Annotated in this window: 17 protein-coding genes; 1 reads left to right on the top strand and 16 read right to left on the bottom strand. The window is 53.2% G+C overall.

All coding sequences use genetic code 11. From position 1 onward, the window contains the following. Window positions 1-86 precede the first annotated feature (86 nt). The 9 genes from IRJ17_RS10670 to IRJ17_RS10630 form a co-directional block, all read right to left on the bottom strand. Complete coding sequence (locus IRJ17_RS10670) at window positions 87-1,718, bottom strand: amidohydrolase (protein ID WP_242774598.1); 1,632 nt, start codon at window positions 1,716-1,718, stop codon at window positions 87-89. Between the two features lie 119 nt (window positions 1,719-1,837). Continuing rightward, a complete protein-coding gene (locus IRJ17_RS10665; protein WP_122964670.1) occupies window positions 1,838-3,184 on the bottom strand; it encodes an APC family permease in 1,347 nt (448 codons plus the stop codon). 550 nt (window positions 3,185-3,734) lie between these two features. Continuing rightward, on the bottom strand, window positions 3,735-4,241 hold the full coding sequence (locus tag IRJ17_RS10660) for a hypothetical protein (RefSeq protein WP_173597580.1): 507 nt from the start codon (window positions 4,239-4,241) through the stop codon (window positions 3,735-3,737). Window positions 4,242-4,256: 15 nt separating this feature from the next. Next, complete coding sequence (locus IRJ17_RS10655) at window positions 4,257-4,736, bottom strand: hypothetical protein (protein ID WP_141254237.1); 480 nt, start codon at window positions 4,734-4,736, stop codon at window positions 4,257-4,259. Window positions 4,737-5,020: 284 nt separating this feature from the next. Further along, window positions 5,021-7,177 (bottom strand): CocE/NonD family hydrolase, encoded by a 2,157-nt coding sequence (locus IRJ17_RS10650; protein WP_242774596.1) that lies wholly within the window; start codon window positions 7,175-7,177, stop codon window positions 5,021-5,023. 31 nt (window positions 7,178-7,208) lie between these two features. Next, window positions 7,209-8,252, bottom strand: coding sequence for a dipeptidase (locus IRJ17_RS10645; RefSeq protein ID WP_122964665.1), 1,044 nt, complete (start codon window positions 8,250-8,252; stop codon window positions 7,209-7,211). Window positions 8,253-8,258: 6 nt separating this feature from the next. Then, entirely contained in the window at window positions 8,259-8,912 is a 654-nt protein-coding gene (locus IRJ17_RS10640; protein WP_122964664.1) for a helix-turn-helix transcriptional regulator, read from the bottom strand. A gap of 37 nt (window positions 8,913-8,949) precedes the next feature. Next, the gene (locus IRJ17_RS10635; RefSeq protein WP_122964663.1) at window positions 8,950-9,411 is read right to left on the bottom strand and encodes a RidA family protein; all 462 of its coding nucleotides are present in this window, start codon (window positions 9,409-9,411) and stop codon (window positions 8,950-8,952) included. A 193-nt stretch (window positions 9,412-9,604) separates the two neighbouring features. Further along, a complete protein-coding gene (locus IRJ17_RS10630; protein WP_122964662.1) occupies window positions 9,605-10,363 on the bottom strand; it encodes a TrmB family transcriptional regulator in 759 nt (252 codons plus the stop codon). 261 nt (window positions 10,364-10,624) lie between these two features. Here IRJ17_RS10630 and IRJ17_RS10625 point away from each other — a divergent pair, with 261 nt between their 5' ends. Next, the gene (locus tag IRJ17_RS10625; RefSeq protein ID WP_122964661.1) at window positions 10,625-11,809 is read left to right on the top strand and encodes a NupC/NupG family nucleoside CNT transporter; all 1,185 of its coding nucleotides are present in this window, start codon (window positions 10,625-10,627) and stop codon (window positions 11,807-11,809) included. 242 nt (window positions 11,810-12,051) lie between these two features. Here IRJ17_RS10625 and IRJ17_RS10620 read toward each other — a convergent pair whose 3' ends face one another. From IRJ17_RS10620 to IRJ17_RS10590, 7 genes are all read right to left on the bottom strand, one after another. Continuing rightward, a complete protein-coding gene (locus tag IRJ17_RS10620) occupies window positions 12,052-13,482 on the bottom strand; it encodes a serine hydrolase (protein WP_242774594.1) in 1,431 nt (476 codons plus the stop codon). A gap of 3 nt (window positions 13,483-13,485) precedes the next feature. Beyond that, complete coding sequence (locus tag IRJ17_RS10615; protein ID WP_173597577.1) at window positions 13,486-14,379, bottom strand: serine hydrolase; 894 nt, start codon at window positions 14,377-14,379, stop codon at window positions 13,486-13,488. Between the two features lie 71 nt (window positions 14,380-14,450). Further along, window positions 14,451-16,085 (bottom strand): peptide ABC transporter substrate-binding protein, encoded by a 1,635-nt coding sequence (locus IRJ17_RS10610; RefSeq protein ID WP_242774593.1) that lies wholly within the window; start codon window positions 16,083-16,085, stop codon window positions 14,451-14,453. A 279-nt stretch (window positions 16,086-16,364) separates the two neighbouring features. Then, window positions 16,365-16,646: a DUF2325 domain-containing protein gene (locus IRJ17_RS10605; protein ID WP_063229985.1), complete on the bottom strand. Its 282-nt coding sequence runs from the start codon at window positions 16,644-16,646 to the stop codon at window positions 16,365-16,367. A gap of 55 nt (window positions 16,647-16,701) precedes the next feature. After that, window positions 16,702-16,917, bottom strand: a complete 216-nt coding sequence (locus IRJ17_RS10600; RefSeq protein WP_063229984.1) for a YezD family protein — start codon at window positions 16,915-16,917, stop codon at window positions 16,702-16,704. Window positions 16,918-17,271: 354 nt separating this feature from the next. Continuing rightward, window positions 17,272-18,195: a phosphotransferase family protein gene (locus IRJ17_RS10595; RefSeq protein WP_242774591.1), complete on the bottom strand. Its 924-nt coding sequence runs from the start codon at window positions 18,193-18,195 to the stop codon at window positions 17,272-17,274. A gap of 57 nt (window positions 18,196-18,252) precedes the next feature. Continuing rightward, entirely contained in the window at window positions 18,253-19,638 is a 1,386-nt protein-coding gene (locus IRJ17_RS10590; protein ID WP_242774589.1) for an aminotransferase-like domain-containing protein, read from the bottom strand. Window positions 19,639-19,676: the final 38 nt, after the last annotated feature.

Raw genomic sequence — 19,676 nt, 5'->3', positions numbered from 1 at the left:
ATTTGACTTCAAGCAAAAAAAAGCAAAAATCCCGACTGACCCTGCGTGCAGGAGTCGGGATTTTTTCATGGCAAATGCTCAATTGCTCAGCTTTCGACGAGTGTTTGCGTATGCTCAAAAACCACTTTTCCATCCACGATTGTCAGCACTGCTTTCGTATCCGGGATTTCCTCGACTGGCACCGCGAAAAGATTGCGCGCAAGCACGACGATGTCTGCCAGCTTGCCCGCCTCCAGCGTGCCCAGCTCCTGTTCCCGGAACGAGCCGTAAGCAGACCCGGCTGTGTACGCCCGCAGTGCCTCGGCCAGCGTAATTCGCTCGTGCGGATGCCAGACATCTGCGCCGCCGCTGTCGATCCTGGTGACAGCCCGGTACACCTGGAGCAACGGATTCAGCAGATCGATCGGGAAGTCTGTCCCGAACGCCAGCCTCGCCCCGGCCTTTTGCAGCGTGTTGATCGAGAAGACATGCTTCTCCCGCTCCGCCCCGATCCGGTCGGTATAGACGCCGCGTTCGGACATGGCAAAATGGTCGGGCTGCATCGAAGCGGTGACATCCAGCTCCCGGAACCGGGGAATATCATCCGGGTGGATGACCTCCACATGCTCGATCGAGTGGCGGGCATCGCGCTTGCCGTTTGCTTTTTGCGCTGCTTCGTAGGCGTCAAAGGCAAGCCGGATCGCTCCGTCTCCGATGGCGTGGAAGCGGATCGCGAAGCCTTCCTTGTCGGCATCCACCGCCCATTGTTTGATCGTCTCCGGCGGGAATGACGTCTCGCCCCGCGTGTCGGGCTGATCGGCATACGGCTCAAGCAAATACGCTGTGCGCGCTGTAATGACGCCATCGATAAACTGTTTCAGCCCCGATACGCGCAGCATGTCTGACTGGTACGTCTCGCGAAGCTGTTTGGCTCGCTCCAGGTCGCCATCCAGGGCAGGCCAGAGATGAATCCGCATCGTCAGCTCATCTGCCGCCTCAAACTCGTGGAATACGTCATAGTCCGTCAAGATCGCCATCGATTCCGTCGCAAACAGGTCGTGAACCGCCGTGACGCCCAAGCTCGCCGCATACGCGAGGAAGTTGCGGAACAGTTCGCGCCTTTTTTCGCGGGAAAAGTGATACGCGTGCTGGACGACGGCTCCCATCGCCTTTTCATACAAAAGGCCGTTCGGCTCCCCCTCCTCGTCTTTGCCGATGATCCCGAAAGCAGGGTCTTCCGTATCCCTGTCGATTCCGGCCAGTTCCAGCGCTTTGGAGTTGACCCAGGCGTAATGCCCTTCCGCGTGAAACATGAGCGCTGGCCGATCCGGCACAGCCTGATCCAGCGCGTAGCGATTCGGCAATTGCTGCGTGTCCCAATAAGCCGCATCCCAGACGTTGCCAATAACCCACGGCTCATCCGGTTTTGCCTGGGCAAACTCGCGGATCATCTCCAGCGCCTCTCTTTGCGATCGGGCGGAAAACAAGTTGACGCATTCCATCGCCACTGCCCCGTGCATGATGTGCAGGTGAAAATCGTGGAATCCCGGCATGATCAGCTGGTCGACAAACGAATACACTTTCGTCTCTTCCCCGGCATAAGCGCTGATCTCTTCTTTTGTGCCGACCGCGATGATTTTGTTGTTGGCAATCGCAATCGCCGCTGGCTCCGGCTTCTCGGAAAGCCCGGTAAAAACGGCGTTGCTTGATACGATCAAATCCGCTATTTGTTTTCCCATTGTTTGTCTCATCCTCTCATTTTTCGCTGGAAACGAGTTAAGTTGCCTTCAGCAATGACCGCTGTTAGCCCATCTCGCATCACCCTTTCCTCCCTGCTGGAATGCTCGATTTCGCCCCATTAGTGCACTTCGTCTACCGTCAGCATCGGCGGCGGCTGTCTGAACATTTTCGTCAGTCCAACGAGATAAATAAAGCCAAGCAGGAGCCAACTGCCGCCCAACAACAGGGAATGCTTGTCGAGCTTGATGAAAAACAGGCCGATGAGCGCAGCGCCGATCAAAGGTAGAATCAGGTACAAAATCGTCCCTTTGAACGACCGCTGTTTCTCGCGGATGTAATAATGGGCAACGACCGCCAGATTGACGAAGAAAAAGGCAAACAGCGCTCCAAAATTAATAAACGACACAGCGGTCAGCAAATCGAGAAACAGCGCACTCAACGCGACTAGACCAATGATGGCAATATTGAAGACAGGGGTCCGATACTTGGGCGACAAATAGCCAAACACTTTTTTCGGCAGCACATTTTCCCTGCCCATCGCGTATAAAATGCGCGAGGCGCTCGTCCCGGACGCTACCGCCGACGCGAATCCGGCTGTCAAACCGACTGCGATCACGATGCCGGTGAACACTGTCCCGCCAATGTCCATCGCGATTTCCAGATAGGCGGAGTCGGGGTTTTGAAAAGACTGAAACTGCGGATAAATGAGTTGGGAAAAATAAGACCCGGCAATAAACAACAGTCCGCCGATCAGCGTGATCAAATAAATCGCTTTCGGCAAGCTTTTCGTCGCGTCTTTCGTCTCCTCCGACAGCGTCGTCACCGCATCGAAGCCAAGGAAGCTGAAACAGAGCAGCGGAACGACGGACAACAGCGTCGGGATGCTGATTTGGGCATCGTAAAAAGGCACGGTCGAAAACAGCGTCCCTTCTCCTTTACCACTCTGCAAGCCGTAGATCGCCAAAATGAAAAAGAGCAGAAAAACAAGCAGTTGCAGCAGAAGCATGTACGTGTTGAATTGCGCTGCCAGCTTGATGCCGAGAATGTTGACCGCCGTAATGATGGCGATAAAGGACACAATCCAGACGAACATCGGAATCGAAGGGAAAAAGGCCGACAGCGAGATGCCGATGAGCAAGGAACTGATCATCGGGCTGAACATGTAGTCGATAATGATCGTCCAGCCGACAATAAAACCGACGTGCGGGCTAAGTGTCTTCTGGGTAAACGTGTAGGCCGCCCCAGCATTCGGGAACGCTTTGACCAGCTGCGCGTAGCTGTACGCGGTAAACAGCATGACAATCATGGCGATGGCGTAAGCCGTGGGCATCATTCCGTTCGTACTATGTACGGCGACACCATACGTCGAGAAAAACGTTTGCGGAGCCATAAAAGCAAGCCCGAAAAAGACGATGTGCCTAAGAGTTAGCGAGCGCTTCAGCGTTGGTGCAGACGGATGCTCCATTGATCAATCCCCCAGTTCTTTTGTTTAGCTACTCTCTTGTTCAAGAAGTTGTCCTCTGCATATTTTGTACCAAGTCAGATAATTTAGCAAATTCCGTTTATTTTACTGCCAGGTCTAATTCTGCTGCCGCCGAAATGTATGCAATGGTGCATCGGCTATCCATTTTTGCATACTTACTGACGAACGGTCGTAAGCATTTTCCGCGCTGTTTGGGGAGAAAAGTGGTGACATTTGCTTTTCCGGAAAAATATCGCGTCGTTTTTCGGACACAAAAAAGACTGCCAAGCCAATTGGCAGCCGCTGTCTTCTGTATTTTACTTGTGCACGTTTTGTATGAAACTATTGTCACTCGTTTTGTTTGTGCAGCTTTTGCTTGAAAAGCCATCCGGGCCTTTATTGATAGATCCGCTGAACCCTAAGGTGTATTTTTATGATGAAAAAGAGGCACACATTCAGAAGTTATTCTCACGAGTGAAAGGTAGGGGCGCACTTCATTTTCCAGAGAGGATGTTTTCTTAGATAACACGACACAGTCGATACGAGAAACGAATCACTTTGCTCTTTTCGTGACAATCCATTCTTGATTGTCCTCGTCCAATTTAAATTCAGCAAGAATTAGCTTTCCTTCTCCTTCTTCTTGCAAATATGCCATTTTTCCAAGTGTAAGATCCTCGTTAAGCAAGAGTACGGGTATTGTATCTCCTACTTGAATAATGGGATCCAAGATTTTTTCCTGAACATCAATAAATGACGTCGCTACTTTTTCAGAGTATTTTTCTTCTAACTGCTCTTCAATCAAATTGCTGTGCAGATACGAGACATAGGTCCACTCGTTCCCCTGAGCATCTTTTACTGTATCCAGTACGGGAAGCTCAGAAGCACTTCCTCCCTTGAACGTATTATTGTTCAATTGTACGCCCAGCTTCTCTAACGTCATGCTTTGATACTTTTGCGATGAATCAGTCAACTGCTGAACTTCTTTGTCAGCTAACACACTCTGGCCAACAACAGCCATGACAGCGAGCCCAACGCATACAGGTATTAATTTCTTCAACATATGATTACCCCACCTTTATTTTTTCCAAACCTTGCCAGTCGTCTTGGATATATAGGAATTATCCAGCGTGTATGCCTTGTGAACTGTTTTCACTTCAGCTTCCTTTGTACCTGGCCCTGTATAGTACGATGTTTGTGCCCATGCACCTTCGCCGGAGGAATCTTTTTTAGTCTTATCGGTAATAAATGTTCCGTTTTTGTAAAATTTGGAAGTTGTGCTTACGCCTTTTAAATCTGGCCCCTCGCCTTTTGTGTAACCGCTTAGAAACACATTTCCTGGTTCGGCTTTCTGGTCAACCGCGTATGAGTAGTAATCCTCAAACCCCCAAACATAGTCTGGTCTAGCAAAAGTAGTTCCGCCACCAACAACCAATCCGCTTGCAATTGTGAACAAAAAAACAAATCCACTTATTTTCCTCACAACAAAATCACCTCCGTAATAAGCAATATCATTACACAAATGAGCTAGATTGTCAAATATTGGTAATTCATTCACTTTTCTATCTCAAGCGAAATCACCCCACATATATAAGCGGGAAAATAGCTTCATCTATTGATCTGCACACCAAAACTGTGTACATAACCGTTTGTATCCTTGATTAGCCACAAGTTTTCCGAATCCCCAGTCGAACCGAGCGTTTTGTTGAGCGCAAGCGGTCACATCCCATTTCATGGAAAACGTCGAGCCGTTGTTCACAAAAAAAGACTGCCAAACGAATTTGGCAGCCGCTGTCTTCTGGATGTGCTTGTGCTAGTTTTGCTTGAATCCCACGCGAGCCTTTATTGATTCACAGGCAGCAAAGGCAGACGAATGTGGCTCGGATGCCGTTCATCATGGTAAATGTGCTGCGTGGCGACCACCGTCTCGGTTTCCGTCGCCAGGTTCCCTCCCGTGTTTGGATTCGGGAACGAGAAGTTTTTCGCACCGGATGTGACCGCGACCCGGATTCTGTGGCCCTTTTGAAAAACGTTGGCGATTTTGCCCATGCGGATTTCGTAGCGTTCGATCTGTCCCGGTTCGAGCAGCTGCGGCTCGGAAAACGAATGGCGGTAGCGGGCGCAAATGATTCCATCCGACAGGCGAATCGAGTTGCCCGCTTCGTCCACGTCGCTCAGTCGCACGAGCCAATCCGTATCGCGGGCCGAGCTGGCTGCGTACAGGACGGCAGAGATTTCCCCGGCAATGGCGACCGCTTCCTGCAAAGGCTCCGATGTGTAGACAAGCACGTCTTGACGTTTCTCTACCTCGGCGTAGTTTTCCGGCACGCAGTTTTCGTTCTCGGACAAATCAAGCAAGTACGGCGCGGCATCTAGCGGATCGAACAAGTACGTATCCGCTGGCTGCTCACCGGGAGTCGCAAGCGTCAGGGCACCATCTCCCGCACTCGTATTCGCCTGTCCATGGCTGCTCAAATAAAACGCCGTTTGCTGCGCCTCTGCTGGCGGCCACGCCGAGGACGTCTTCCATTCGTTTTCGCCAACCATGTAATACTGGACGCGCGGCTCGTGTTCCACGCCGTTTTCGATGCCTTTCAAATAGCGGTCAAACCAGCGCAGCTGCGTCACGTCCAAATCGTAGCGAATCGCGTTGTTTCCAAATGGCACGTGATGAATCTCGCGCGTCGTATTGGCTTTGTGGTACCACGGGCCGAGAATCATCCGGGTGTGCTCTGGCATGTTCTGGGACACGACCTTCCACGCCTCGCTTGTGCCCATTCCGTTGTCGTCGTACCAGCCGGATACGAGAAACGCAGGCACTTTTACTTGATCGGCAAACTGCTTCCAGTCGGAACGCGCCCAAAAATCGTCGCCATCGGGATGCTCCATCCATTTTGTCCAGAACGGGATTTCTTTCCCGAGCACTTTTTGCGGAATTTCCTTGATCGGGCGGACTTTCAGCACTTCGCTCCAGTCATCCCGGCTGAGGGCAGCGACATTTCGGCGCTTTTCGGCCATCATGAAAATCCACGATAGCCCCGTGAGAATCGTCCCGCCTTTTCGCGGAATGTCGATGTACGGTGTGCCGACGGTTACGTAGCTGAAAATCGCCTTCAAGTGCGGGTTGCCGCTCGCTGCTGCCGCCCATTGCACATAGCCTACGTACGAACCTCCGAGCATGCCGACTGCCCCGTCCGACCATGGCTGCTCCGCGATCCAGTTGAGCGTGTCGTCTCCGTCTTCGCGCTCATGCACCAGCGGAATCCATTCGCCCTCGGAGTCTTCCCGCCCTCGCGTGTCCTGTACGACCAATGCGTAGCCGCGCGCGACGAATGGCAGACGGCGAAAAATCGCGTCCATCCGGCCGTATGGCGTCCGCAGCAAAATGGTCGGCACCCGTTCGCCCGGCTGCAATCCAGCTGGAATCCACACTTCTGTCGCCAGCTTGATGCCATCGCGCATGGCTACGTCGTGCCTGCCCAGATGCTTGACGCCGTAGCGCGCGGCAGAAAGCTGCGCATCTTGCCACAGCACAAGCGGCGTCATGCTTTCCCAGCCTTCCTGCACGAGTACCACACTGTCTCCCCTGCCCGTCAAGACGAATGCGATGACCTCGTTGTCGCACACGATCAGGTCGATCGGCATCGCTCCGCCGCGCAGCGCCCACACCCACGCCTGCTTGTGCTCCTGCCCGCCAGAGAGCGTCCCTTCGACTCGCTCATGCCGCTGGTAGCAGCCGCCACCAGGCGGATGCATCTCCTCGACAGCCGACCAGTCGAGTGCATTCCACTCGCCAAGCCTGCGGCTCAGCTCGTACACAGGCAGCTCGTAGACCGCTTTGTCTTCGGCGAGCAGTTCGAAGCTTCTCTCTGCCTTTTCTTCCGACTCCCAACCTGTAGGCCGATGCCACACTCGCTCTTTTCCCAAAAGCAAATCGGCGATGTGAACACCTGATTGATAATAGCCAAAAACTTGTCCAGACGGCTGCTTGTTCTCCATCGTAGCTCTCCTCTTTTCTACAAAACGGAATTTATCTCCACACTTCCTGATAGACGCGCAAATAGTTTTTGCCGAGAATGTCCTCAATCTCTTCGTCCTTGTAGCCCCTAATCATCAGCTCGCGCGTAATCAGCGGAATCGACGCATGGCCTTTTACGACGTCAAAAGGCATCTCTGTCGTTTTCGCGATGCGGTCGAGCGGAATGTACTTGGTCAAATCGTCGCACAGGTCAAGTCCGATGCCGATATGCTTGCTGCCGACGAGCTTCTTCATATGGTCGACGTGGTCGATCAGCCGCTCAAGCGTCGCTTCGGCTCCGCTGTTTGCCGTAAACATGCTGAACGCATTCAAGCCGATCAACCCGCCCTTTTCGGCAATCGCCGTGATCTGTTCGTCCGTCAGGTTGCGCATGGTCGGCACCAGGCTGCGGCAGTTGGAATGAGAAGCAATGATCGGCTTGCGGGCCACTTCGATCACGTCCCAAAATCCTTCGTCGTTCAAATGGCTGACGTCGATGAGGACGCCCAAGCGCTCCGCCTCTTCAATCAGGGCAACGCCAAAGTCGGTCAGACCGCCTTTTCTCCCTTCACGCACAGGGGCAAAAAAGCTGCCATCTGCGGCAAAATTTCGCCGACTCCAGGTAAGCCCCATCATCCGTACGCCCAGCTCGTAAAAAATGCGCAGCATGCTCAGATCGTTGTACAGCGGTTCGGCGCCCTCCAGGGAGAGGACAAACGAAACTTTTCCTTCCTGCCTTGCCGCGAGCAAGTCTTGTCCGTTTTTGGCGATGACCAAATAGTCCGGAGATTCCGCCACTTCCGCGTGCAAGGCACTCACCTGATTGAGCGCTTTGCGCAACGCCATTTCCGGCACAAACGCATCTTCCACAAAGACGGCCGCCACGACGGAATGCACCCCGCCTGCCTGAAACCGCGGCAAGTATTCTGTCTCGATCAGCTTCGTCCGACCGTAGCCGCGCTGAATTTCTACATCCATCAGCAGGTCAAAATGTCCGTCCAGCACATGGACGCCATCGTGAAAGCTGCGTGCCTGCTGCAAAGTCGCATCTGCCATTCCCGCTCATCTCCCGTCTTTTTTGTCCAAATAGTTGTAGATCGTGTACTTGGTGACATCCAGCAAATCCGCGACGTGCTGCACGGCTCCCTTGATCAAAAACAGCCCTACTTCGTCGAGCAAATGGATGAATTGAATCTTCTCTTCCTTTTGCATCAGGGCAATCGGTTTTCCGGTCTTTTTCAGGCAATCGTCGATCATTTGCTCCATCAGACTGGTGACCGTCGGTGCGAACTTTTCCGCGGCCCGCCCTTCCTCGGCTTTGTCCGCGAACGCCATCATGTCGTTTAAAGCCGCTTGCGCGATGGCAATGTGCGTCAAGTCCATATTCAGGCACAGGCTGCCGATAATTTGCCCGGTTTCGTCCTTGATGTACAGCGAGCTGGACTTGATCTGCTTTCCCTTGATCGTGTCGTTGCGGTAGTTGAGATCGTAGTCCTCCTGGCTCGTCTTGGCTGTGCGCAAAGCTTGCAGCGCCAGATTGGTGACCGGGGAGCCGACCTCCCTCCCGCTGACATGGCCGTTGTAGATCGCAATGATCGAAGAAGATATGTCTGTCAAATCGTGCAGCACGACTTCACAATGCTGCCCCAACGTCTTCGCCAAGCCTTCCGCGACAGGAATATAGCTGGCTAAAATCGGATGAATGTGTCTCGTCATGAACAGAGCCTCGTTTCTTTCTGCTGTGTTGCTTGTGTCAGCTGACTTCGACAATCAGCTCAATCTCTATCGGATTATTGAAAGGAAGCACAGAAGTTCCGGCAGCTGCCCGCGCATGCTGGCCTGCCTCGCCCAACACTTCGATGAAAAAATCGGACGCGCCATTAATCACTTGCGGCTGCTCGTAAAAATCCGGGGCGCTACTCACCAGCGCAAACAGCTTGACGATCCGCGTGATCCGGTCCAGATCGCCCAGCTCGGATTTGAGCAAGGCGAGCAAATTGAGCGCCGTAATTTTCGCGGCTTCGTATCCTTGCTCGATCGTCACGTCTGTTCCCAGTCTGCCCAAATAAAGCGGCTTGCCGTCCACGTAGCACCCCGCTCCCGAGGTGTACACCAGATTGCCCGTCTGCACACACGAGACGTAATTCGCCATCCGCGGTGGCGGTGGCGGCAATGTGTAGCCCAATTCCTTCAACCGCTGTTCGATCCTCGACATGTCCTCACCCCTTGAATGAATGAAAAGTCAGCAAGACCTGTTGCTGCTTTAACCATACTATTCTGACCACTTTGATTTCAACAATTTTTTAGAAGTTGATTAATTTTTTAAAAGAGAAACACACAAAACAGCCAGACACACTTTTTTCCAAGCGTGTCCGGCTCGCAAGTCGTCGTCGTATGGCGAAAATCGGTCAATAGCGCAGCTGCATCAGGATGCTTCTGATCTCTTCGTCATTCATCATCAGGTCGTAGTGCTTCCTGCTGATCTTCGCCAGCGCGAGATCGTGGTAGAAAAATTCCGTAAACACTTTGACAAAAGGCTTCGCCATCGTCTTGATCGCTTGCCAGGACTGGTTTTCCTCACAGGCAAAAATCACTTCGCGCTCGTCGATGATCAACAGGCGAAACCGCTCCAATGTATGATGCTCGTCCGCCGGAATCAAGGTGTGCACCTTGGCAATGTTCGGCTTCAGCGATCCGACGACAAGCACTTCTACGTCCACGCCCTCTGCTTCCTTTTCCTCCAGGATCGGCAAATACTCGACGAGATCGTCTTTCCATGCCGAGATGCGGATCGAGCTTTTCGCTTCTTTGATGAGTTGCTTGCTCTGCACCCGAATCGAGCTGTCGACTTTCAGGCTCCAGACGAGATCCTCGGAGTAAGCTTTTTTCCTGGACTGAATTTTCAATTGCTTGATGTTGTCCTGAAATTCCGCTGTCAGCTTTTCAATCGCAAGCGCAAGAGGCAGTGCGCTGTACAGCTTTTTCTTTTCGGAAACCGAATCGAGCACCATGCCTTTTTCAATCATGCGCGACAGCACTTCGTATATTTTCGCCTTGGGCACGCCGGAAATTCGGACGATTTTCGTGGCGTCAAGCGGCTCCTCGCTCGAAACCAGCGCTTCAAAAACTTTGCTCTCATACTGCGAAAAACCAAATTTTTGTAACATGCTTCCTCCTGCCCGTATCATCTGGTTATTTATTTCCTATGATAAAGCATAGAAGCAAGCAAATCCAATGACCGTCCCTGAATTGACAGGCGCTTGGCTTCCATGTAATCTGTAACAGGTTACAAGTTACTCCATAGGTAGTAACTAAAATTCACAATCGTTGCACTTCTCTTGCAAAGCGTTTGGAACGCCGCTTGTGAAAGGGACATGCACCTCGGGCAGCATGAGAGACTAGGTAGTAATGGGAGGCAGAAAGTAGCAATGAATGTCGTTTTTTTGTTCACAGGATTTTTGTTCGTAGCAGGCTTGGGCTATGCGTTCAGTCACAATCGCAAAGCGATCCGGCTTCGGCCGATCATCGCCATGATGATCGCCCAGCTGGTGTTGGCCTTCCTCTTGCTGAATACCGGCGTCGGGATTGAGCTGATTTTGTTTATCTCCAAAGTGTTTGATACGCTGATGAAGCTCGGTATCAGCGGAGTCGACTTCGTCTTCGGCGGACTGGAAAACGCCGGAATGTCCACGTTCTTTCTCGATGTGCTGCTCCCGATCATTTTCATCTCGGTATTGATCGGGATTTTGAACCACTTTAAAATCTTGCCGCTGTTGATCCGCTTCACAGGATTTGTCCTCAGCAAGCTGAACGGCATGGGCCGACTGGAAAACTACATCGCTGTTTCCTCGGCTTTTCTCGGACAATCGGAAGTGTTTTTGACGACGAAAAAGCAGCTCGGCCTCGTGTCCAGCAAACGGCTCTATACGCTGTGCACCTCTGCCATGAGCGCGGTGAGCATCGCCATCGTCGGCGCCTACATGACTATGCTGGAACCGAAATACGTCGTCGTCGCCATCGTCGTCAACATTTTGTCGGCGCTGATTGTCGCCAATATTATCAACCCGTACACTTTGACGAAAGAGGAAGATTTGATCGAGCCTGTGGAGGAAACCGAAAAACCTGCGTTCTTCCAGATGATCAGCGAAAGCATTGTCGACGGCCTGAAAATCGCGGTCATCGTCGGCGCGATGCTGATTGGCTTCATCGCCCTGATGAATCTGGTCAACGAGCTGTTCTTGCTCATCTTCCGGATTTCTTTCCAGGAAGTTCTCGGCTACATATTCGCTCCGGTTGCTTTTTTGATGGGCGTTCCCCAGGCGGAGATCGTTTCGGCGGGAAGCATCATGGCGACCAAAATCGTGACCAACGAGTTCGTCGCGATGCTGAACTTCAAGGAAATCGCCAGCAGCCTGTCGCCCAAAACGGTTGGCATCGTCTCGGTCTTTCTCGTCAGCTTCGCCAACTTCGGCTCTATCGGCATCATCACCGGATCGGTGCGGGCACTCAACGAAAAGCAGGGCGACCTCGTAGCCAAGTTCGGCTTGAAGCTTTTGCTCGGCTCGACTCTGGCATCTGTGTTGTCGGCAACGATCATTGGTGTTTTTCTGTAAGTAATCACTGTTTGGCTACGAAAAAACAGGCAGCCCCGAAGTGACCTCGAAAAGTTAGACACCTCTAACAATCGGAGTTCCGTTCAGGCATATGCCTGTTTTTTGCTGTCAGCGGGTGAGACAAGCAGGCTGTGCCGGAATGGCGGCGGATAGGCGGACAGACGCAGCTCCAAGCTCATCACCGTATCGGGTACATGCAAAAAAGACAGGCAGCCCGCCCGGCATGCCTATCTTTCGCTCGCCTATTTTTCTCCCTCTGCTTTGTCGGAAGCTTTCGTCAATTGGCGCAAGGCGTAGCTCATTCTCACGACCTTGCCTTCCCGATCGCGGAAAAAGTCGATCCAGACGGTAGAATCCCGCCTTTTGAAAACGAAGCTGTCCTTGTCAACCGGAGTGAGCGGATAAGCAAGACCGTCCACCAAAAGTTGCAGCTTCCCTTCCCGCTCCTCGATCACGGTGTTCAGCCATTCCGCAGATCGATAGCTCCCGACGTACTCGGACAACTGATCATTCGCCAGTTCGTACGGGGCATACGTGTACAGCGGCGCCGCTGGCGGTCTTTGCGCAAGCGTATTCAAGAGCGCCACGACCAGTTCGCGGACAGATACGCCATCGAGGTTGGCCAGCACTACTCCAGTCAGTTCCATCGACGGAACGGAAAAAATGTGCGAGCTGATCCCTTTGAGCGAACCACCGTGCTCCAGCATCAAGCCTTCGGGAAAAGCCGGAGATACCATCAAACCGTAGCCGTAAGAGCGATGCCCATCACAGCGGGCGTGTGGCGCGAGCATTTGCCGGATACTGTCCGAAGACAAAATGTTCGCACGATTGTTCTCGGCATCCGGGCGAAAAATTTGCAGGTAACGCAGCAAATCGTTTACGGTCGATTTGAGAAAGCCTGCGGCGCGCATGGCGGGAGCGTCATGCCAGTACGGGGCGGCGATCACCTCGTTGTTTCCGTCGACTTTTTTGTTCGTGTACAAAACGGTCACGTCGTCCTTGTCCGCAAGCTCCTCCACGGCAAAAACCGTCCGCTGCATGCCAAGCGGCTGCAAAATGTGCTGCTTCACATACTGCTCGTAAGTCTGGCCGCTCGTCCGCTCGATGATCGCCCCAAGCAAGCCGTAGGCGTCGTTGTTGTAGCTGAACGCTTCTCCCGGTTCGCTGAGCGGCTTTCCTTCAAACCCGGCGATCGCTTGCAATACTTCTTCATACGTATCCAGATAGGGCACGGTCTTCAGCTCTTCTTCCGCTTCTGTCCCGATGATCGCAGGGTCTTGTTCCATGCTGCGCTTCATCGCTCCGTCCAAATAAGGCATCGGCGCCATCCCAGGCGTGTGCGTCATGAAATGGTGGATGGTAATTCGCTTGGTCAACTCGTCATCGCCCGTGCGAAACTCCGGCAAATAGCGGATGACCGGATCGTGGACGGACAGTTTGCCTGCCTCTTGCAACTGCATGATCGCCACACACGTAAACGACTTCGTAATCGAGGCGATGCCAAACACGGTATCGAGCGAAAGCGGCAGCTGTTCCTCCCTGTTGCGGTAGCCGAACGTCTTTTGGTACAACAGCTTTCCTCCGCGCGCGACCCCGATTGCCGCCCCTGGCGCCTGCGCTTCTTCAAGCAACAGCCTGGCGTACTCCTCAAACATTTTCATCTGTTCGTCCACTTTTCATCTGCCTCCCAGCGCCTGGTCGTAAATCGCCCGTGCGATGCGGGCAATCGCCAGCTCTGCCGCCGGCTTTTCCGTCACGGCCCGCGACAATACCGTAATCGCAATTGCTCCTTTATCCTCAGGCAAGTAAATGATTCCCGCGTCATTGACCACCGCATTGACTGTTCCGGTTTTGTGTGCGACCTTCGTTCCTTCCGGCAGCAAATACGGCAGGCGGCTGTTGAACTGTTGGCGGCGCAAAATGTCCAGCATGAGCTCACAGGAGGCAGGCGTCAAAATTTCTTTTCGTTCGATCATCGCAAGCAAGCGGTTGAGGTCGCGCGGCGTAGCCACGTTGTTGTCCCGCGTCGGCAGGGAGACATCGTGAACGATTTCATAATCGCCTGTCTCTTCCCGGCGCTCGTATTCGTCGTAGCCAGCCGCAGACGGAGCAGGCTCATTCATCCCGACACAGTGGTTGAGCAATTGCCAGCAAGTGTGCCGCAAATGAATCTGTTCCAGCCCCAGCTCATGCATATGGGCCTCTACCTTGTCGATGCCGCCGATCAGCTCGATGACCAAATCTGTCGCGTAGTTGTCGCTGACAATCGTCATCAAGGTCGCCAAGTCTTTTACGGTCAGGGCTGCGCCTGCGTCCAGCTCCTGCAAAATTCCCGAGCCTGGCACGCGGTTTTCTTTTTGCGAGGCGATCCGCTGGTCGAGCGCGACCCGTCCCGCTTCGACTTCGCGCATCAAGGTGACGAGAATCGGGATTTTGAATGCGCTCGCCAGCTGAAACAGCTCGTCATCCAGATGCCCGGCCTCCTCTTTCGTCTCCACGTGCAATGCCGCTACCCCAAACACTCCTGGCGCATCCTTGAGCGCTTCATCCAATGCCTGTTGCCAAGCCATAAGCATGCCTCCTCCTTTTTATGGAAACAGCCAACACACATGCATGCGAGTGTCGGCCATCTCTGTCTGTCCTATTGCTCTTTGTAGCCCCATTTGAAGTCGATGTAGCCTAGCGGGTCCACCGTGATGCCTTTGACCTTGTCGTTTTGTACCCAGGAGTTGACGCTGCTGTACACGCCCGTGACTGGCATTTCTTCCATCAAAATGCTCTCCGCCTCGACCAAATATTGATTGCGCTTCGCTTCATCCGGCTCGGCGTACGCCTTTTTCACCAGCTCTACGTAGCGCTCGTTGTGCCAAAAGGTCGAGTTGTTGGAGCTGTACTTTTCCATCATCAGCTCCAAAAAGTTGACGGAGTCGTTGTAGTCGCCTGTCCAGCCTGTGCGGGAAATCATGTATTTGCCGTGCTCCTGATCGTCGAACATGACCTTCAACTCTTTGTTGAGCAGCTTGACGTCCACGCCGAGCACCTGCTTCCATTGGGCTTGCAGTGCTTCGGCAATCTTTTTGTTGAGGTCGGATGTGTTGTACAAATATGTGATCTCTGGCAGCTTGGCGAGGTTCAGTTCCCGCATGCCTTCTGCCAATAACTGTTTCGCCGTCTCCCCGTCATTATCCTTGAAGTAGCCGTCCGGTTTCAGCGAGGCGGAGAGCGGCACAAAGCCCATCAACGGCGTCTGTCCGGCCTGGCCGATGTTGTCGGCAATATCTTTTCGGTTGATCGCGTAGGCAAACGCCTTGCGAATCTTGGCGTTCGTGAACGGCGGCTTTTCAGTCTGGAACAGCAAGTAGTAGTTGGTGGCGCGTTCCATCGTTTGCAGCTTGCCTTCATCGCGCAACGGTCCGATGGCGTCCGCAGGCAATCCGCTGATCGGGCCGCCCGCCCAGTCCAGCTCCCCGCTGTTGAACAGCTCCAGCTCTGTATTCGTATCTTCAATCATGGAAAACTCGATTTCGTCCAGCTTCACGACATCCTTGTCCCAATACTGGTCGTTTTTCGCCAGCTCGATCTTGTTTTTATGCTCCCAGTTCGCCAGCTTGAACGGCCCGTTCGTGACGATGGTTTCCGGCTTTTTCGCCCAGTCGGGATTGGCCTCGACGACTTTTTGGTTGACCGGATAGTAAAAGGTGGCGAGCGTCAGAAAATACGGCGTCGGATTTTCCAGAGTGACTTGCAATGTCTTTTCGTCCAGCACCTTGATGCCTACGTCCTCCGCCTTTGCCTTTCCTTCGAAAAAAGCGCGGGCGTTTTTGATCGGATAGTATTTGTAAGCGGAGCCGCTCGCCGTCTTCGGGTTGAGCACGCGCAGCCAGGCGAAGGCAAAGTCGTTCGCTGTCACCGGATCGCCGTTGCTCCACTTGCTTGCGCGCAACGTGAATGTATACACTTTTTTGTCATCCGACAGCTTGATGTCCGAGGCGACGGAATTGACTGGCTTGCCATCCTTGTCCAGCCTGACGAGCGAGTCGTACAGCGAGCGGATAAAAGCGCCGGAGATCACGTCATTCGACATGCCGGAGTCCAACGTCTCCGGTTCTGAGGCGTTCATGTGCAAAATTTGGGTGGCGGCCGGCTGCGACGGCGCTGGCTGGGACTGTTGCGTGGAATCGGCAGCAGGCTGATTCGTGCTGGCACTGTTGCTGCAACCTGCGAACAATCCCGAGAGCAAAACCAAGAGACTTGTAATGACGACTGGTCGTTTCATGCTTACCCCCATCTTTGTTCAGTTCAGTTCACTTCTAACTTCTGTATAAATATTCTGCAAATTGTGTGCCAGCTGTTTCTGCCAAGCTTGATCCAGCCTGCTTATTCACTGCTGCATACACGGGCCTTCGACTCATCCTGACAAAATGCTGCATAAAGCTGTCCAGCAGCAAAAAGATGGCTCACACGATCAGCCTGCCCATTTTTTCGCCTGATGAACACGCAAAAAAGAAGTATTCAACGTTGAATACTTCTATTCACTCACGAATATTCATTTTGCCTAGCCAATCGCTGGCTGATACATGGCGACGGCATCACACGATCTCCGGCAAAAAACGATCGGCACGTGCTTTTGCTTCGCCAGCTTTTTAATATTTTTGCTGAGACTGTGACTGACAAAGTTGATAAAGACGAGAACCAGCTCCGTATCGGCAGGAATCGTCGCCTTCACGTCCGACTTTTTTCGTCCAGATACGTGATATACATTCCGAAATCCTTTATCCTGCAACAAGCTCTCGATTTCTCCTACCCGATCTCCTCCAACTACAAGAACGCCTGCCATATGAAAGCTCCTCCTCTCTAATCTCCCATTCTCGTCTGTTTTGTCAGTCCGTCGCCTAGCCGTGCGTCCGATTCAACAACGGTCTGTTCTGAGTTGTCTGTCCTTCTTCTTTCTCTTTTTTGGCAGGGAGTCGGTATTTTTCCGTCCGCTCGATCTGAACCACCTGCGAATCGTGAACCACGATATGGATGGAACCAAATTCCAAACTGTCCAAGGCTCGCTCGATTTTCTCCCACAGTTGTTCATTCAGGGCATTCTCTTTTTTCGCCATTCGCTCACGCCTCCCTGGTTATGTTGTGAAAAACTAAATGTTTATTATTCCTACCTATTTAGTATGTTTTATAGCCTAATGTTACCTCTCGAAAGCCTTCTGTTGTCCAGCAACGACGACACCGACTTTTCGAGAGGTCATGTCCTTTTGAAACGATAGCAGCGTTACCCTCCTCCTGTTCATATAGCGAAAGGCTCCCGACGATGCCGACATGGTCTTGTCTGCGCGGGAGCTTTCGGAAGTCCGATCAGCTATTCACTAAAATCCGATGTATTTACTTATGATTAGAGATTATCACAGACCCATTCCATCGGTCAATGCCCCAATGTTCTGATTTCGTCTGCGCAAGCCAGATTAAATGTGCCGCCGTTCCGTAGCTTGCTGTACAAACTGTTTGTGCCGCTCACGCATCCTTTGCTCTGTCGCTTGATCCAGTCCCCAATTGCCAAGGCTGGAAGCTGGCCGCAGCGCTGCGTACAAATCCCAGTACGCCAAGTCCGTATAGTCGAGATCAGGCATCCTCTCCCGATAAAATGCTGTAAAGGCGTCCATCGCTTCGCTGCCAAACGCCCAAAGCAGCTCCAGCCGGGCATTGCCCACATCTGCGAGCGGATCGCCCACAGCCGCATCTTCCCAGTCGAGTACGGCAGTCAGTCGACCGTCCAGCCACATTGTATTGCCTGGCCAAAAATCTCCGTGCAACAAGACATCGCGATTTTTTCGCGCCAAGGGCCAGACAGTGCCCAGCAGCTCGCGAATCAGCCCCTCGTCCAGCGAGTCGTCCAGCTTTTCCGGTGTTTTGCGAAGCGTATCCGCTACCCAATCGGTCTGACGCGGCAAAAAGGTACTGGCTTTTTGTTCAGGGTCGATCCGGTGGATACGGGCAAGCACCTCTGCCAGTTGGGACAAATAAGCGGACAGATTGGCTGGTTGGAAGCCTGTCTGTCCCTCGACGAATGTCGTGACAAGGCACGGCGAGGCAAAAATAGTTGCCGATGCTTCCAGATGGAGCGGCTGCGGCGCAGGAATATGCGCTTCCTGCAACAGTTGCAGCAGCTTGTATTCGTCGGAGGCGATCTGTGGATTGCGCTCGCGATCTGCTGCGCCGTGTTGCCGCACAACCATTTTTTTGCGCGTCCCGTCCGCACACTCCAGCTCTAGCGCTGTCACCGTCGCCGAGACGCCGCCGACAAGCTCCCAGGCGCGAAGCAGCTTCCCGCAAGGTTCGATTTTTCCTGCCAGCTCTCCCCATTTGTCCAGCTTGTTTGCTTGAGTCATGTTTGTTCGTCCTCCTGTCCGCTCTTCGGAAAAAGAGCCATCTAGTGTCGCTGTCAATCAGTCTGGCCGTATCCGCCAGGCTACTTCCTGCTTGCGCTTTTGCAAAAGCTTGTGGCACGCCTCGGCCATCAGCGCTATTCCTTGCTCAATCTTGTCTGTGTCTGTCTGGATGATGCTAAGACGCAATCCGTTGTCCCGGCCAAAGCCTGGCAAATAGTTTTGGTCCGTCGAGCGCACAGAGACGTGCTGCTGGTGCAAAGCAGCGATCACGTCGTGGGCATCCAGATCTTTCGGCAGAACAATTGTGGTAAAAATTCCGCCGTGGGCAGCCGGACACTGAATGCTTGGGTCCAGGTGGCGGCGGCAAGCTGCGGCAAGTGCATCCATCCTCGTCCGATAGCGCTCTCTGACCATCGCGGCATGATGATCGTACATCCCCGAGTTCAAATACAGCTCCAGAGCAGCCTGGGACAAAACGGACGTGCTGGAGTCCGCCGAAGCTTTATGCAGGCGAAATGTCTCCATGACCGCTGGCGGCAAGACGACAGCAGCCAGGCGCAGTCCGGGCAACATGATTTTGGAAAAGCTTTTCACGTAAATGACATGCCCTGACAGATCGTAGCTGTAGAGCGGATCGGCCTTCGCGCTCGTCTCCATATCCGCCAAATAGTCATCCTCCACCACAAATACCCCGTAGCGCTCCGCCAGCCTGGCGATTTGCCTTTTCTCCTCGGCTCCGTAGCTTGTCCCTAGCGGATTGTGAAAGCGCGGCATCGTATAAAAAAATTTGATCGGCTTGCTGCGAAACTGCTGCTCCAGCTCGTCCAGATCGATGCCTGCCGTCGTCCGCCCGATGCCGTATGTCGTGACGCCAAGCAGTTGCAAGGTGCGAACCATGCCGTGAAAAGTAGGCTGCTCGACCAGGACGGCGCTTTTTCCATTGGGAAAAGGCATGGACGACAAGAGGTGCAGCGCTTGCTGCGAGCCGGAAACGACGCAAATCATGGACGGCTGCGCGAAAACTTGCGAATGGGCCAGATGCTTCTCCAGCTCCCGGCGCAAAGAGTAAAAGCCTTGCGGATCGCAATAAGTGAACAGCTGATCCTCGTACAGCTCAATCGCCCGGTTCAGGCAATGCTGGAAGTCTTTATACGGCATGACTTCCGGGTCCGGACTGGCCGCGGAAAAATCGATTTGTCCCTGTCCCGCTCCCGTTCGCGTGACGGCCTGCGGGCGCAGCACCGCGTAATAGCCGCTTTTTTGCACTGCGTACACGAGATGCTCTTTTTCCAGCTCCTGATACGCCCGGATCGCTGTATTCGTACTGCAATTCCACCGCTCGGAGGCTGTACGGATCGACGGCAGCTTTTCTCCGGGGCGTATTTTGCCCGTCAGCAACTGTTGTTTGAGCTGTTGCTTGAGCGCCTCGTATTTTTTCTCCACCCTTGTCCACCCGCTCTCCATCTGTGTGGGTACAGATG

Origin of the sequence: Brevibacillus parabrevis (assembly GCF_022701015.1) — a bacterium.
Classification (GTDB): Bacteria; Bacillota; Bacilli; order Brevibacillales; family Brevibacillaceae; genus Brevibacillus; species Brevibacillus parabrevis.
The sequence above is the reverse complement of the archived record's forward strand: the minus strand, read 5'-3'. Positions and strand labels throughout refer to the sequence as shown.